This is a genomic window from Flavimobilis sp. BM9, assembly GCF_058313055.1.
In genome coordinates, this window is the sequence record NZ_JBZEMO010000004.1 from 305,284 (window position 1) to 320,251 (window position 14,968).

13 protein-coding genes are annotated in these 14,968 nt (G+C 70.1%); 7 read left to right on the forward strand and 6 right to left on the reverse strand.

Going from position 1 to position 14,968, the window contains the following annotated elements; translation table 11 throughout:
- From panD to lysS, 5 genes are all read left to right on the forward strand, one after another.
- Entirely contained in the window at positions 1-477 is a 477-nt protein-coding gene (gene panD / locus AC4F3Q_RS09260) for an aspartate 1-decarboxylase (protein ID WP_491039713.1), read from the forward strand.
- Positions 474-2,228 carry an L-aspartate oxidase gene (locus AC4F3Q_RS09265; protein ID WP_491039714.1) on the forward strand — a complete coding sequence of 585 codons (1,755 nt, stop codon included), beginning with the start codon at positions 474-476 and terminating at the stop codon, positions 2,226-2,228. The genes panD and AC4F3Q_RS09265 overlap by 4 nt, the downstream gene beginning before the upstream one ends.
- Before the next feature lie 39 nt (positions 2,229-2,267).
- Positions 2,268-3,266: a M15 family metallopeptidase gene (locus AC4F3Q_RS09270; protein ID WP_491039715.1), complete on the forward strand. Its 999-nt coding sequence runs from the start codon at positions 2,268-2,270 to the stop codon at positions 3,264-3,266.
- Between the two features lie 119 nt (positions 3,267-3,385).
- A complete protein-coding gene (nadC, locus tag AC4F3Q_RS09275) occupies positions 3,386-4,282 on the forward strand; it encodes a carboxylating nicotinate-nucleotide diphosphorylase (RefSeq protein ID WP_491039781.1) in 897 nt (298 codons plus the stop codon).
- Positions 4,283-4,511: 229 nt separating this feature from the next.
- The gene (lysS, locus tag AC4F3Q_RS09280; RefSeq protein ID WP_491039716.1) at positions 4,512-6,077 is read left to right on the forward strand and encodes a lysine--tRNA ligase; all 1,566 of its coding nucleotides are present in this window, start codon (positions 4,512-4,514) and stop codon (positions 6,075-6,077) included.
- An 87-nt stretch (positions 6,078-6,164) separates the two neighbouring features.
- Here the strand turns inward: lysS and AC4F3Q_RS09285 are convergent, their stop codons facing one another.
- From AC4F3Q_RS09285 to chvE, 4 genes are all read right to left on the reverse strand, one after another.
- Positions 6,165-6,677, reverse strand: a complete 513-nt coding sequence (locus AC4F3Q_RS09285; RefSeq protein WP_491039717.1) for a GNAT family N-acetyltransferase — start codon at positions 6,675-6,677, stop codon at positions 6,165-6,167.
- 170 nt (positions 6,678-6,847) lie between these two features.
- On the reverse strand, positions 6,848-8,020 hold the full coding sequence (mmsB, locus tag AC4F3Q_RS09290) for a multiple monosaccharide ABC transporter permease (RefSeq protein WP_491039718.1): 1,173 nt from the start codon (positions 8,018-8,020) through the stop codon (positions 6,848-6,850).
- On the reverse strand, positions 8,017-9,567 hold the full coding sequence (gene mmsA, locus AC4F3Q_RS09295) for a multiple monosaccharide ABC transporter ATP-binding protein (protein ID WP_168448140.1): 1,551 nt from the start codon (positions 9,565-9,567) through the stop codon (positions 8,017-8,019). Before mmsA ends, mmsB begins: the two co-directional genes overlap by 4 nt.
- A 115-nt stretch (positions 9,568-9,682) precedes the next feature.
- Entirely contained in the window at positions 9,683-10,834 is a 1,152-nt protein-coding gene (chvE, locus tag AC4F3Q_RS09300) for a multiple monosaccharide ABC transporter substrate-binding protein (RefSeq protein WP_491039719.1), read from the reverse strand.
- A gap of 384 nt (positions 10,835-11,218) precedes the next feature.
- Here chvE and AC4F3Q_RS09305 point away from each other — a divergent pair, with 384 nt between their 5' ends.
- Together AC4F3Q_RS09305 and AC4F3Q_RS09310 are read left to right on the forward strand one after the other, a co-directional pair.
- Positions 11,219-11,410: a hypothetical protein gene (locus tag AC4F3Q_RS09305; protein ID WP_491039720.1), complete on the forward strand. Its 192-nt coding sequence runs from the start codon at positions 11,219-11,221 to the stop codon at positions 11,408-11,410.
- Positions 11,411-11,561: 151 nt separating this feature from the next.
- Complete coding sequence (locus tag AC4F3Q_RS09310) at positions 11,562-11,894, forward strand: histone-like nucleoid-structuring protein Lsr2 (RefSeq protein ID WP_491039721.1); 333 nt, start codon at positions 11,562-11,564, stop codon at positions 11,892-11,894.
- 198 nt (positions 11,895-12,092) lie between these two features.
- Here the strand turns inward: AC4F3Q_RS09310 and xylB are convergent, their stop codons facing one another.
- The gene (gene xylB, locus AC4F3Q_RS09315) at positions 12,093-13,547 is read right to left on the reverse strand and encodes a xylulokinase (protein WP_491039722.1); all 1,455 of its coding nucleotides are present in this window, start codon (positions 13,545-13,547) and stop codon (positions 12,093-12,095) included.
- Between the two features lie 180 nt (positions 13,548-13,727).
- A complete protein-coding gene (gene xylA, locus AC4F3Q_RS09320) occupies positions 13,728-14,915 on the reverse strand; it encodes a xylose isomerase (RefSeq protein WP_168448145.1) in 1,188 nt (395 codons plus the stop codon).
- Positions 14,916-14,968: the final 53 nt, after the last annotated feature.

Below are 14,968 nucleotides of genomic sequence, written 5' to 3' on the forward strand. Positions count from 1 at the left end.
ATGAACAGCACCCCTCCGGCCTCGTTGATGCGCCCGATGATGATCGCGAAGATCCACCGGGCGACCGTCACGCAGGCCGACCTCCACTATGTCGGCTCGATCACGGTCGACGCGGACCTCTTGCGTGCCGCCGACCTGGTCGCGGGCCAGCGCGTGGACGTCGTCGACGTGACGAACGGCTCGCGCCTGACGACGTACGTCATCCCGGGCGAGCCCGGCTCCGGTCAGATCTGCATCAACGGTGCGGCTGCGCACCTCGTGCACCCGGGCGACGTCGTCATCCTCATCGCCTACGGGATGATGAACGACGCGGATGCGCGCACCTTCATGCCGCACGTCGTGTTCGTGGATGCGGAGAACCGGATCGTCGAGGTCAACGAGGAGCCCGGGCAGGTGCCCGACGGCTATGGCCTCGAGGCGTCCGGCCTGCCGATCGCGGGCTTCCAGCACCCGGTCGGTCCGGCGGACCTCTCGTGACCGGGCCGGTGCTCGCGCGCCGGCTCGAGGCGCCCCAGCCTGGCTGGACAGCGCGCGCTGACGTGGTGGTCGTCGGATCAGGCATCGCGGGGCTGACGGCGGCGCTCGAGCTGCGTTCGCGGCTCGGCGAGTCGGGGCGCGTGCTGCTCGTGACGAAGGGGGAGCTGTCGTCGGGCTCGACGGTGTGGGCGCAGGGCGGCATCGCTGCGGCGCTCGACCCGGCGGACTCGCCTGAGGCGCACCTCGAGGACACGCTCGTCGCGGGTGTGGGCGTGTGCGACCGTGCTGCGGTCGAGGTCCTGGTGACCGAGGGACCGGACCGGGTCCGGGAGCTCGTGGGGCTCGGCGCGCGGTTCGACCGTGCCCCCGGCGGCGACATCGCGCTGACGCGCGAGGGCGGCCACCACGCGGACCGCATCGCGCACGCGGGCGGCGACGCGACGGGTGCGGAGATCTCGCGGGCGCTGCTCGCGCAGCTCGACGCGGTCGCGTCGGACCCGGGCATCGACGTGATCGAGCACGCGCTCGTCCTCGACCTCATCCAGGGTGAGCCGAGCCGCGACGCGGACGGCGGTGAGGTCCCCGGTGCTGTTGCTGGTGTGACCCTGCACGTGATCGGTGCGGGGCAGCGCGACGGCGTGGGCGCGGTCCTCGCGCCTGCGGTCGTGCTCGCGACCGGCGGGATCGGTCAGGTGTACCGGTCGTCGACGAACCCGGTCCAGGCGACGGGCGACGGTGACGCGCTCGCGCTGCGGGCGGGCGCCGTCCTGGGCGACGTGGAGTTCGTGCAGTTCCACCCGACGGTGCTGTGGCTCGGCTCGGGCATGCGCGGGCAGCTGCCGCTCATCTCGGAGGCTGTGCGTGGCGAGGGGGCGTGGCTCGTCGACATCGACGGCGTGCGCTTCATGCCGGACGTCCACCCGATGGCTGAGCTCGCGCCGCGTGACGTGGTGGCGCACGCGATCGTCGAGCGTCTCAAGGTGACCGACGCGAACCACGTGTTCCTCGACGCGCGCCACCTCGGCGCGGACTTCTTGCGCGAGCGGTTCCCGACGATCACGGACCGTCTCGCGGAGCACGGCATCGACTGGACGACGGACCTCGTGCCTGTCGCGCCGGCGCAGCACTACCACTCGGGCGGGGTCGTCACCGACCTGCACGGCCGCACGAGCGTGCCAGGGCTGTACGCGGTCGGGGAGGTCGCGTGCACGGGTGTGCACGGCGCCAACCGTCTCGCGTCGAACTCCCTGCTCGAAGGGCTCGTGTTCGCGCACCGTGCGGCGGCCGACGTCGCGGAGGGGCTGGGGTCGGGTCGTCTCGTCCCGGTCGAGCCGTCTGCGTACTCTGGCCCGGTCGCGCTCGTGCCTGCGGCGATGCGGTCGCGGATCCAGCGTGCGGCGGCGTTCGGGCCGGGTGTCGTGCGGTCTCGCGAGGGCCTCGTCGAGTCGCTCGACCGGCTTGCGTCGGTGCCGATCGACGGTGGTCCGCGTCCGGCGGGTGTGGTCGACGCGCGTCCGCAGGTCGCGGAGTGGGAGACGACGAACCTGCACCAGCTCGCGACGGTGCTCGCGGTGACGGCGCTCGAGCGGAACGAGTCGCGCGGAGGTCACTTCCGTACCGACTTCCCGGAGCAGGACGACGCGTGGCGCGTCCGCGTCGAGGTGCGTCTCGACGCAGAGGGGCGTGTCGTCGTCGCGCACCGTGACGTGGTGGGGGCTGCCGCGGTCGGCCAGGGCGGCGCCCGGGCCTGACCCGTCGCGGTCGTGCCGCATTCCGGACATACTGTTGAGATGGCACGCAGCCGGAGCGGCCCGACGCCGGTGCCCACTGCGGGTGCCAGCGGCTCGGACGCGTTGCGGCGCCCCGGAGGTCACGCCCCGCGGCGCTCTGACGCGCGCGTTCGCGCGGCGCGAGCGGCGGTCGCGGTGGCGATCGTCGCGGCGAGCGCCGCGGTGTCGTACGTCGTCGCGGAGCAGCTCGGCGTCGTCGTGACCGTCGAGCGTCGCGGCGCGTCGGTGACGCCGGTGCCTCACGGGAGCGGGAGCGTCGACGCCGCGTCGGGCGTCGTGGGCACAGGCGAGAGCGCAGGTGCAGGCGTGGAGGCGGCTCCCGGCTCGGGTGCGCTCACGGAGCTGCCCGCTCTCCCCCCGGGAACTCCCGACGGTGCGCGCGCCGGCGCGCAGACGCTCGGTATGTGGCTCGGCCTCGCTACGGCGGACCTGTCGTCCCCGGACAGCGTGACGGTCATCGTGAACAAGCAGCGGCCGCTCGACCCCGGCCATGAGCCGTCAGACCTCGTCCCGGTCGCTGGGAGCCAGGTGCGGTTGCGCGCCGAGGCGGCTGACGCTCTGAAGAGCCTGAGGGCGGCGGCCGCAGAGGCAGACGTGCCGATCGCCGTGCACAGCGCCTACCGCTCGTACGGCGAGCAGGCGCAGACGTTCGAGGGTTGGGTCGCGGCGCTCGGTGAGGAGCGTGCCGTGGCGCGCTCGGCGCGGGCCGGCCACTCGGAGCACCAGACGGGGCTTGCGGTCGACGTCGTCGCGATGACCGGGGCGTGCCGCACGATCGGGTGCTTCGGCGAGACGCCGCAGGCGGCGTGGCTCGCGGAGCACGCGCACGAGCACGGCTGGGTCGTGCGGTACCAGGAGGGTGCGGAGGCGGTCACGGGGTACGACGCCGAGCCGTGGCACCTCAGGTACGTGGGGGTCGACGTGGCGCGGGCTGCGGTCGAGGCGGGTGCGACCTCGCTCGAGGCCCTTTTCGGCCTCCCGGCCGCGCCGGGCTACTGAGCGCGGCGCGGTCCCGCACGTCTCGCGTGCCACCTCCCCGGTAGCGTGGGCTCGTGATCGACACTCCTGCCTCCCAGCCCGTCTCCGCTGCCCCGTCCACCCCGGCGGCTGTACGTGGGATCGCGCCGCTCGACCCGGCGTGGATCGCCCGGACGGTCGCGGTCGCGCTCGACGAGGACCTGGGGGCGGCGCCGGGCCGTGATGTGACGACGCAGGCGACGATCGGTCCGGACGTCGTGCGCGAGGCGCACCTCGTGGCACGCGAGGACGGCACGGTCGCGGGTCTCGCCGTCGTGCCGGAGGTCCTTGCGCAGGTGTGCGCACGGTTCGGGCTCGCGCCCGTCGAGGTGAGCCTCGACGTGCCGGACGGTACCCGGGTGCGTCGCGGCGTCGTCCTCGCGCGGCTGCGCGGGCCGGTCCAGGCGCTGCTCGTGGGGGAGCGGACGCTGCTGAACCTCGCGTCCCGCGCGTCGGGCGTCGCGACGGCGACCCGTGCGTGGTCGGACGTGCTCGACGCCGCACCGCGCGCCGACGGCACGTGCGCGACCGTGCTCGACACGCGCAAGACGACGCCGGGGCTGCGCGAGCTCGACAAGTACGCGGTGCGCTGCGGCGGCGGGACGAACAAGCGCATGGGGCTGTACGACGTCGCGATGATCAAGGACAACCACGTGGTCGCGGCGGGCTCTGTGTCGGCGGCGATCGAGCGGGTGCGTGCGACGTTCCCGGACGTGCTCGTGCAGGTCGAGGCAGACCTGCTCGAGCAGGCGGTCGAGGCCGTCGAGGCGGGCGCGGACTTCCTGCTGCTGGACAACATGCCCGACGACGTCCTCGCGGCGACCGTGCTCGCGGTGCGGGCGCTCGAGCCGACGCACGGCCGGGTCGAGCTCGAGGCGACGGGCAACCTGACGCTCGACCGCGCGGCAGCGGTCGCGGCGACGGGCGTCGACTACATGTCGGTCGGAGCGCTCACGCACTCCGCGCCGATCCTCGACCTGGCGCTCGACCTGCAGTAGGAACGCGCCGCGTCCGGACCCCCGGCGAGTCCCGCAGCCCCAACCGAGTCCCGCCCCATCCCCTCCGCGGCTGCACTTCCGCGCCCGCGAGTCCGTCGGTCCCAGCCGAGTCCGTCAGTCGCATCTGACGGACTCGTGCTGGAACCTACGGAGTCGGCGCCTGGCGGCGCGGCGCCAGGTGGCGCCGGACCGCGTCGCCCAGTCGCTCGTGCTCGGTAGGATTGGGCTCGTGACTCCCGCTGACTCCGCGCAGACTGCTGCGCCCACGCCCCAGGACCCCGCGGCCGCCCCGTCGGACGACACCCCCGAGCAGATCCGGGTCCGCAAGGAGAAGCGTGAGCGCCTCCTTGCGAGCGGCCAGGAGGCGTACCCCGTCTCGGTGCCGGTGACGCACGCGATCGCGGCGGTGCGCGAGCAGTACGGCGACCTCGAGGCGGGTGTCGAGACGCACGACGTCGTCGGCGTCGCGGGCCGCGTCGTGTTCCTGCGGAACACGGGCAAGCTCTGCTTCGTCACGCTGCAGGACGGCGCCGGCGTGCGCATCCAGGCGATGCTCTCCCTCGCGGCCGTCGGCGAGGAGCGCCTCGCGGCGTTCAAGTCCGACGTCGACCTGGGCGACCACCTGTTCGTGCACGGCCGCGTCGGGTCGTCGCGCCGTGGCGAGCTGTCCGTGTTCGCGGACTCGTGGACGATCGCCGCGAAGTCGCTGCGCCCGCTGCCGAACATGTACGAGCGCGAGGACGGCACGACCGCCGAGCTGTCGGAGGAGGCGCGTGTCCGTCAGCGCTACGTCGACCTGATCGCACGCCCGGCTGCGCGCGACACGGTGCGCCTGCGTGCTGGCGTCGTGCGCTCCCTGCGGGAGAACTTCCACCGGCGCGACTTCCTCGAGATCGAGACGCCGATGCTGCAGACGATCCACGGCGGCGCCGCGGCACGCCCGTTCTCGACGCACATGAACGCGTTCGACATCGAGCTGTTCCTGCGCATCGCCCCCGAGCTGTTCCTCAAGCGCGCGGTCGTCGGTGGGGTCGAGAAGGTCTTCGAGATCAACCGCAACTTCCGCAACGAGGGCGCGGACTCGACGCACTCTCCCGAGTTCACGATGCTCGAGGCGTATGAGGCCTACGGCGACTACGACACGATGGCGGCGCTCACGAAGAACCTCGTGCAGACGGCCGCGCAGGACGTCCTCGGCACGACCCTCGTGACGCTGCCCGGCGGCGAGGAGTACGACCTCGGCGGTGACTGGGCCGAGATCACGATGTACGACTCGCTGTCGGAGAAGCTCGGCACCGAGATCACGCACGACACCCCTGACGCGGAGCTCCTCGCGCTCGTCGAGAAGTTCGACCTGAAGATCGACCCGAAGCGGCAGAACCACGGCAAGCTCGTCGAGGAGCTGTGGGAGTTCCACGTCGGCGACCACCTGTACGCCCCGACGTTCGTCCGTGACTTCCCGGTCGAGACCAGCCCGCTCACCCGTGACCACCGGTCCAAGAAGGGCCTCGTGGAGAAGTGGGACCTGTACGTCCGCGGCTTCGAGCTCGCGACCGCGTACTCGGAGCTCGTCGACCCGGTGATCCAGCGGCAGCGCTTCGAGGCGCAGGCGCTGCTCGCGGCGGCGGGCGACGACGAGGCGATGGTCCTCGACGAGGACTTCCTCGCTGCGATGGAGTTCGCCATGCCGCCGAGCGGCGGCATGGGCATGGGCCTCGACCGCCTGCTCATGGCGCTCACGGGCCTCGGCATCCGCGAGACGATCATGTTCCCGCTCGTGAAGCCCCTCGCCTGAGCCTCGCGCCAGACCGTCCGCTGCGGCGCACCCTCGTCACGAGGGTGCGCCGCAGCCGTCTGCGCGCTGCGCCCCGCGTGTGCGGGTCTAGAGACGCTTCTCGAGCAGCACGACGTCGAGCCACTCGCCCGCGAGCGGCCCGTGCGTCATGAGGCCGAGGCGCTCGCGCGTGCCGACGACGCGGAAGCCCAGCCTCTCGTGCAGGGCGAGGCTCGCCGTGTTCTGCGGGAAGATGCCGCACTGCACGGTCCACACGCCGCCGACGCGCGCCGACTCGATCAGGCGTTCAGCGAGCGTCCGGCCGACACCGCGGCCCTGCGCCTCCGGGGCGACGTAGAGCGAGCTCTCGACGACGCCCGAGTAGACGCAGCGCCCCGAGACGGGGGAGACTGCGACCCAGCCGACGACACGGTCGCCGTCGAGAGCGACGAACCGATGGTCGGAGAGGTGGCTCGCGTCGAACTCCTCCCAGGACGGCGGCCCGGACTGGAAGGTCGCCGTCCCGGTCGCGATGCCAGCCGCGTAGATCTCGAGAACGGCGTCGGCGTGCTCGGCGCGCATCGGGGCGATCGAGAGGGCTGAGGCCTGGGGTGTGGTCATCGAGGGCTCCGTGTGCCGGTCGAGGGGAGTCGTGCAGCACCAGGGTGGCACGTCCGTCGCCCGGCCCGCCGCGTTCCCGCCCGGGATCGCCCTGGTGTCTCGCGCAACGCCGAAGGCCCCCAGCACCGTGAGGTGCCGGGGGCCTTCTCCCTGTGGAGGAGGGACGACGGTCAGTTGCCGCCCGACTTGCGCTTGTTGAGGATGTCGAAGGCGACAGCCGCGAGGAGCACGAGACCCTTGATCGACTGCTGCCAGGCAGCGTCGACGCCCATGATCGACAGGCCCATGTTGAGCACACCCATGATGAGTGCACCGATGATGGCGCCGGAGACCTTGCCGATACCGCCGGTGACGGCGGTTCCACCGATGAAGGCGGCGGCGATCGCGTCGAGCTCGAAGTTCACACCGGCCGAGGCGACGGACGCACCGGCGCGGGAGGTCGTGACGACGCCGGCGACGCCGGCGAGGAGGCCCATGTTCACGAAGATCATGAAGTTGACGCGCTTGGTGTTGACGCCCGAGAGGACGGCCGCGTGGAGGTTGCCACCGATCGCATAGATGTGACGACCGAAGACCGTCTTGTTCATGACGAACGTGTAGACGAGAACGAGGACACCGACGATCACGAGGACGATCGGCGTGCCCCCTGCCGAGTTGGCGAGGAGGTACGTGATGTACGCGATGAGTGCGGCGATCACGACGTTCTTGATCAGGAAGCCGACGAAGCTCTCGGTGGCGAGGCCCTCGCGGTGGAGCGTCGCGCGCTGGCGGACCCCGCTGACGACGAGACCGACGATGGCGAGCGCACCGATCACGACGGTGACGACGTCGAGGTTGCCCGCGAAGCCGAGGAAGTTCGGCAGAGAACCCTTCGAGATCTGGTTGAACCCGTCAGGGAAGCCCGAGATCGTGGTGCCGGCGATGACGATCGCGAGACCGCGGAAGATCAGCATGCCCGCGAGGGTCACGATGAAGGCGGGGATCCCCACGTAGGCGACCCAGAAGCCCTGCCAGCAGCCGACCAGGGCGCCGATGCCGACCGCGATGAGCACGACGAGCGGCCAGGGGAGGTCCTGCGTGATCATCAGGTAGCCGATGATGCCGCCGACGAACGCCACGACCGAACCGACCGAGAGGTCGATGTGCCCGGCCACGATGACCATGACCATGCCGATCGTCAGGATGAACACGTAGGCGTTCTGCTGGACGAGGCTCGCGATGTTGTTCGGGATCAGCATCTTGCCGTCCGTCAGCACCTGGAACACGATGACGATGATGACGAGGGCCGCCATCATCCCGTACTCGCGGAGGTTCCGGGTGAGGTTTTGCGTCAGCGCGTTCACGCGTCCGCCCCTTCCTTTTCCTTGGTCATGTAGCGCATGAGGTTTTCCTGGGTCGCTTCCTCGCGGGGCAGCTCGCCGGTGATCCGGCCCTGGCTCATCGCGTAGATGCGGTCGCAGGTTCCGAGCAGCTCGGGCAGCTCGGAGGAGATGACGATGATCGCCTTGCCCGCTTCGGCGAGGGCGTTCATGATCTGGTAGATCTCGTACTTCGCGCCGACGTCGATCCCTCGGGTCGGCTCGTCGAGGATGAGGACGTCCGGGTCGGTGAAGATCCACTTGGCCAGGACGACCTTCTGCTGGTTGCCGCCGGAGAGCTTTCCGGTCAGGGCGTCCACGCTGGGCGTCTTGATGTTGAGGTCCTTGCGGAACTGCTCCGCGTGGCGGACCTCGCCCTGACCGTCGACGACGCCGAGGCGGGAGATCTTGCCGAGCGCGGACGCGGCGATGTTCCGCTTGATGTCCTCGATGAGGTTCAGCCCGTAGCGCTTGCGGTCCTCGGTGACGTACGCGATGCCGCGATCGATCGCCTGGCGGACGGAGCGCGGGTTGATCTCCTCACCGTTCTTGTAGAGGCGCCCGGTGATGTTGCTGCCGTACGAGCGGCCGAACATGCTCATCGCGAGCTCGGTGCGCCCGGCGCCCATGAGACCGGCGATGCCGACGATCTCGCCGGCGCGGACGTTGAGGGCCGCGCTCTCGACGACGACGCGCTCGTGGACGATCGGGTGGTGGACCGTCCAGTCCTCGATGCGCAGCACCTCCGCGCCGGGGTTCGAGACGCGCTCCGGGAAGCGGTTCTCGAGGGACCGGCCGACCATCCCGCGGATGATGCGGTCCTCGGAGACGGGCTCGGCGCCGTGCATGTCGAGCGTCTCGATCGTCTGGCCGTCGCGGATGATCGTCGTGGAGTCGGCGATCGCGGCGATCTCGTTGAGCTTGTGGGAGATGATGATCGACGTGATGCCCTGGCCCTTGAGCGAGCGCATCAGGTCGAGCAGGTGAGCGCTGTCCTCGTCGTTGAGCGCCGCGGTGGGCTCGTCGAGGATGAGCAGCTTTACGCGCTTGGAGAGCGCCTTGGCGATCTCGACGAGCTGCTGCTTACCGACGCCGATGTCCTTGATCTTGGTGTCCGGGCTCTCGCTGAGCCCCACCCGGGCGAGGAGCTGAGCCGCCTCGGCGTTCGTGCGGGTCCAGTTGATGACCCCGCCGCGGGAGCGTTCGTTGCCGAGGAAGATGTTCTCGGCGATGGAGAGGTGCGGGCTGAGCGCGAGCTCCTGGTGGATGATCACGATGCCGCGCTCCTCGGAGTCGCGGATCGTGCGGAACTCGCAGGGCTCGGCCTCGAAGTAGATGTCACCCGTGTAGGAGCCGTGGGGGTAGACGCCGGAGAGCACCTTCATCAGCGTCGACTTGCCTGCGCCGTTCTCGCCGCAGATCGCGTGCACCTCCCCGCGCTTCACCGTGAGGGTGACGTCCTGGAGCGCCTTGACGCCCGGGAAGGTCTTCGTGATACCGCGCATCTCGAGAATGTTGCTGTGCGTGGACATGTCCTCGTCCTCGTGCTGGAGATTTCGGTGTGCCGGGGCGGGGCGTGCAGCCCCGCCCCGGCGGGTGGCGTCAGGTCACCCCGACGTCATGGTCCGTGGTGGACGCAGTGTGAGGTCAGAGACCGATGTCCGAGGCCTTGTAGAAGCCCGAGTCGACGAGGTCCTTCTGGACCGTGTCCTTCGTGACGACCTGCGGAGCGAGCAGGTACGACGGGACGACCTTCTTGCCGTTGTCGTACGTGTCGGTGTCGTTGACCTCGACGGTCTCGCCCTTGATGATCTGGTCGACCATCTTGGCGACCTGCGTGCCGAGCGTGCGGGTGTCCTTCCAGACCGTCATCGCCTGCTTGTCAGCGAGCATGTTGATGACGTTCGCCTTGTCGGCGTCCTGGCCCGTGATGAGCGGCCACTCGGCACCCGGCTTGTAGCCGTTCGACTCGAGCGACTGCTCGATGCCGAGGGCCAGCGAGTCGTTCGGGGACAGGACGACGTCGACCTTCTTGTCGCCGTAGAACGAGTTGATGCGGTTGTCCATCTCGGCCTGAGCCTTGGCGGACTCCCAGCCCTGGATACCGATCTTGGTCCACTCGTCGTTCGACTTCGGGTCCTTGCCGGACGGGACGACGAGCTTGCCGTCCTGCACGTAGGGGAGCAGGACGTCCCACGCGCCGGAGAAGAAGAACTTCGCGTTGTTGTCGTCGGGCGAACCGGCGAAGGGCTCGAGGTTGAACTTCTCGGTCGTCGTCGCGAGCTCGAGCTTCTCCTCGATGAACTTCCCCTGGAGCTGGCCGACCTGGTAGTTGTCGAACGTCGCGTAGTAGTCGACAGCGTCCGTGCCGTTGATGAGACGGTCGTACGCGATGACCTTGATGCCCGCCGCGGCGGCGGTCTCGAGGACGTTGCTGAGCGCGGTGCCGTCGATCGAGGCGACGACCAGGACCTTGGCGCCCTGGTTGATCATGGTCTCGAGCTGCTTGATCTGCTCCTCGACCTTGTTGTCTGCGTACTGCAGCGACACCTCGTAGCCGGCCTCCTTCAGGAGGGACTCGACGTGCGCGCCGTCGTTGTTCCAGCGCTCGAGCGAACGGGTCGGCATCGCGACACCGATGAGTGCGCCGTCGCCTGCGGGGGCGCCGGAGGTTGCGCCCGGGGCGGGCGTGGTGGCGGCGGGGGTCTCGCGCTCGGAGCTGCACGCAGCCATCCCGAGGATGAGCGACGCCGAGCCGGCGATCGCGAGCAGCTTGCGGGTGGTAGACATCGTTGGCATTTCCCTTCGTCTGATCTTGCTGTTCCGGTCGGAACGAAGAACCGGGTGCGTCCGGACCCGGCGTCGACCTCGACGCCTCGTGATCAGACCCACCATCGGGTCGGACCGGATCCGGCGGACACCATCGTGCAGCCTTCACTTCTTGAACGCAACGCTGCGTCGATTTGTTCTGCGACTGAACATATCTCAGCCGCAGCATCCTGCGGAATCCTGGGAGGTAACGATCCGCTAACGGTGGCCACCTGTCCGGATTGCCCGGTGGCAGAAGTGGACATCTCGGGCATCGCGGCGCTGGCGATGGGTTCATCTCGTGTACCGCCGCGGTGACGAAGGTCCCAGGCGAGAGGGCGGCCTCGCCGACGGGCCCGTGGGTACGCTGGGGGTGTGGACTCCTTCCTCGCGGCCCTGGGCGCACTCATCCCGTCTGTCGGGGTCTTCGCGCTGTTCTACCTGGCTATCCGCGCGATCATTCGCTCCGACCGCTCGGAACGTGACGCTCTCGCCGCATTCGAAGCAGAGGAACGCCTCAAGGAACGTGCCGCCCGTCGCGCCCAGGAATCCGGCCACGCGGACTGATCGTTCATCTCACCCCCTGGTTGTCCGGCGCGGTCGTTTTGACGCGAGAGCCGTCCACGTCAATAATCGCCTTATCGGGGGCGATCGTTCGCCTGCGGGCGTATTCTCAGATCGCCTGCAGGCTCTGAGAAGATTGGCGAGGTGAGAAACCATGGCGCAGAAGGTCCAGGTCATCCTGGTGGACGACATCGACGGTGGCGAGGCGACCGAGACCGTTTCGTTCGGTCTCGACGGTGTCACCTACGAGATCGACCTCAACGCTGACAACGCTGGCCAGCTCCGCGAGGCGCTCGCCCCGTGGATCGGGCACGGACGCAAGGTCGGCAGGTCGGCGGCCCCCCGCGCGGCACGTCGCTCCGGCTCGTCGCGCAGTTCGTCGAACGCGAACGAGATTCGCGAGTGGGCTCGCGCCAACGGCCACAAGGTCAATGACCGCGGACGTATCTCCGCGGAGATCAAGGCCGCATACGAGGCGGCCAACTGATCTGATCCGACCGCGCAGCGGTCGACCTGAGAATGGGCCCTGCCGACCTGTCGGCAAGGGCCCATTTTCACACCCGCCGGCGTGCTGAGGAGTGCGCAACAACGAGCTCCGCAGCACCCGCTGACGGGGCCTCAGCGCGACGCAGGAGAGCCCGTGCGCGATTTCTCGCGCACGGGCTCTCGCTATTGCGGACGGTCGTCAGGGGCGCTCGAGAACCAGCTCGCGCGCCGCCGCATAACGCTCCCGGACGCGGCGCGTCGCCGCGCGTCCCGCCTCTGAGGTGTCCGCAGCGACGACCACCGGCTCCTCGAGCGACGTCGACCACGACGGCGCCTCGGCAGCGCCCGAGAGCGCCCAGGCCGCCTGGCGCGAAGCGCCGTCGGCGACGTACTCACCCGGTGCAGGGACGACGACGTCGACCCCGAGCACGACGGGCGCGATCGCCCGCACTGCGGGCGACTGCGCGCCGCCACCGATCAGCTGGAGGCGCGAGACGGACGCGCCGTGCCGCTCGATCTCGTCGACGCCGTCGGCCAGCGCGCACAGCATGCCCTCGACCGCTGCACGCGCGATGTTCGCCGGCGTGCCCGTGCCGAGCTGCAGGCCGTGCAGCGACGCGGTCGCGGTCGGACGGTTCGGGGTGCGCTCACCCTCGAAGTAGGGCACGAGGACGACGCCCTCGGCGCCCGCGGGTGCCGACAGCGCGAGCTCGGCGAGACGGTCGTAGCCGACGCCGAGGAGCTGGCACGCCCAGTCGAGGACCCGGGACGCGTTGAGCGTGCACACGAGCGGCAGAAAGCGGCCCGTCGCGTCCGCGAAGCCCGCGACGAGGCCTGAGCCGTCCGCCGAGGGAGCCTCGGAGACCGCGCACACGACGCCGGACGTGCCGAGCGACATCGACACGTCGCCCGGCCGCAGGTTCAGGCCGAGCGCAGCGCCCGCGTTGTCACCCGCGCCCACGCCGACGACGGCACCGCGGGTCAGCTCGCAGTCGGTCACGCCTGCGCTCGCGCCGGGCGCGACGACGGCAGGGAGCGTGACGTCGTGGCCGAGCGCCCGCACGAGCAGGTCGCGGCGGTACTCGCCCGTCGCGGGGGACCAGTAGCCGGTGCCCGACGCGTCCGACCGGTCCGTCGTGAGCGCGTCGAGGCTCGGGGCTCCCATGAGGCGCCACGTCAGCCAGTCGTGCGGGAGCGCGACGGCGGCGACGCGCACAGCGTTCTCCGGCTCGACACGGGCGAGCCACCGGAGCTTCGTGACCGTGAGCGAGGGGACCGGCACCGAGCCGATCGCGTCCGCCCACGCCTGAGCGCCCGCCGCGACGTCGCCGTCGCCCAGCTCGGCGATCAGGTCGGCAGCGTCGGGCGCAGAGCTCGTGTCGTTCCACAGCATCGCGTCACGGATGACGTTGCCGTCGGCGTCGAGCGCGACCATGCCGTGCTGCTGGCCGCCGACGGCGATCGCGGCGACGTCGTCGAGCCCGCCTGCGTCAGCGGCCGCCTCGACGAGCGCCGCCCACCAGGCGTTCGGGTCGACGGTCGTGCCGTCGGGGTGCTTCGCGCGGCCCGAGCGGACGAGGGCGCCGGTCTCGGAGTCGCGGATGACGATCTTGCAGGACTGGGTGGAGGAGTCCACACCGGCGACGAGTGCCATCAGTGTCCTTCGGGTGTGCGGCCACGGCGTCGTGACCGAGGGTGGATGAGGGTCGAGCCGCCCGGTCGTCGCTGGAGGGGCGAGGACCGGACGGCTCGGGGTGCTGCCAGGGAGTCGGCAGCGTCACCGGCGCTTGCAGGGGTACAGCTCCGGTGAGGTGGTCCTGGCGGACCGGACGGCTCAGCGCGCGCCGATGGCGTGCTCGAGAGCGAGCTGGTTGAGGCGGACGAAGCCGAAGCCGCGCGAGGCGACCTCGTCGACGTCGAGCTCCTCGAACGCGGTCGGGTCGTTGAGCAGGTCGCTCAGCGTCTCGCCCTCGGCGAGGGTCGGCTGCGACAGCTCGTAGACACCGGCCTCCTCGAGGGCCTCCTGGACCTCGGGGTCCTCGCGGAACGCGATCGCGCGCTCCTTGAGCATGAGGTAGGTACGGATGTTGGCCTCGGCCGACTCCCACACGCCCTTGAAGCTCTCGGTGCGCGAGGGCTTGTAGTCGAAGTGACGCGGGCCGTCGTACTTCGGGCCGCCCGACGGGAAGCCGTTCTCGATCAGGTCGACGGTGGCGAACGCGGAGAACAGGTCGCCGTGACCGAACACGAGGTCCTGGTCGTACTTGATGGACCGCTGGCCGTTGAGGTCGATGTGGAAGAGCTTGTTCGCCCACAGTGCCTGGGCGAGGCCCGTCGTGTAGTTGAGGCCCGCCATCTGCTCGTGGCCCGTCTCCGGGTTCAGGCCGACGATGTCCTCGTTCTCGAGCGTCGAGATCAGCGCGAGGGCGTGGCCGATCGTCGGGAGGAGGATGTCGCCGCGGGGCTCGTTGGGCTTCGGCTCGAGCGCGATGCGGAGCTTGTAGCCCTTCTCCTTGATGTACGCGGCGACGGTGTCGAGGCCCTCGGCGTAGCGGTCGTGCGCAGCCTTGAGGTCCTTGGCCGAGTCGTACTCGGCGCCCTCGCGGCCGCCCCACATGACGAACGTGTCGGCGCCGAGCTCGGCGGCGAGGTCGACGTTGCGGATGACCTTGCGCAGGCCGTAGCGGCGCACGCGACGGTCGTTCGAGGTGAACGCGCCGTCCTTGAAGATCGGGTGGGAGAAGGTGTTGGTCGTGACCATCTCGACGGTGACACCGGTCTCCGCGAGCGCACCCTTGAAGCGCTCGAGGATCGAGTCGCGCTCAGCCGCGGAGGAGCCGAACGGGACGACGTCGTCGTCGTGGAAGGTGACGTGTGCGGCGCCGAGCTCGGCGAGCTTGTGCACGGACTCGACCGGGTCGAGCCACGGGCGCGTCGCGCTGCCGAACTGGTCCTGTGCGTTCCAGCCCACGGTCCAGAGACCGAAGGAGAACTTGTCTTCGCGGGTGGGGGTGAGCGACATGGGGAGGTCTCCTCGTCGAGATTTGTTGTGTGGCTGAACTTATCGCCAGATTC

Excerpts from the sequence above, each read along its gene's own strand:
- panD (WP_491039713.1), top strand. The coding sequence starts at position 1 with ATGAACAGCACCCCTCCGGCCTCGTTGATGCGCCCGATGATGATCGCG.
- AC4F3Q_RS09270 (WP_491039715.1), top strand. The coding sequence starts at position 2,268 with ATGGCACGCAGCCGGAGCGGCCCGACGCCGGTGCCCACTGCGGGTGCC.
- AC4F3Q_RS09285 (WP_491039717.1), bottom strand. The coding sequence starts at position 6,677 with ATGACCACACCCCAGGCCTCAGCCCTCTCGATCGCCCCGATGCGCGCC.
- mmsA (WP_168448140.1), bottom strand. The coding sequence starts at position 9,567 with ATGTCCACGCACAGCAACATTCTCGAGATGCGCGGTATCACGAAGACC.
- chvE (WP_491039719.1), bottom strand. The coding sequence starts at position 10,834 with ATGCCAACGATGTCTACCACCCGCAAGCTGCTCGCGATCGCCGGCTCG.
- AC4F3Q_RS09310 (WP_491039721.1), top strand. The coding sequence starts at position 11,562 with ATGGCGCAGAAGGTCCAGGTCATCCTGGTGGACGACATCGACGGTGGC.
- xylB (WP_491039722.1), bottom strand. The coding sequence starts at position 13,547 with ATGGCACTCGTCGCCGGTGTGGACTCCTCCACCCAGTCCTGCAAGATC.
- xylA (WP_168448145.1), bottom strand. The coding sequence starts at position 14,915 with ATGTCGCTCACCCCCACCCGCGAAGACAAGTTCTCCTTCGGTCTCTGG.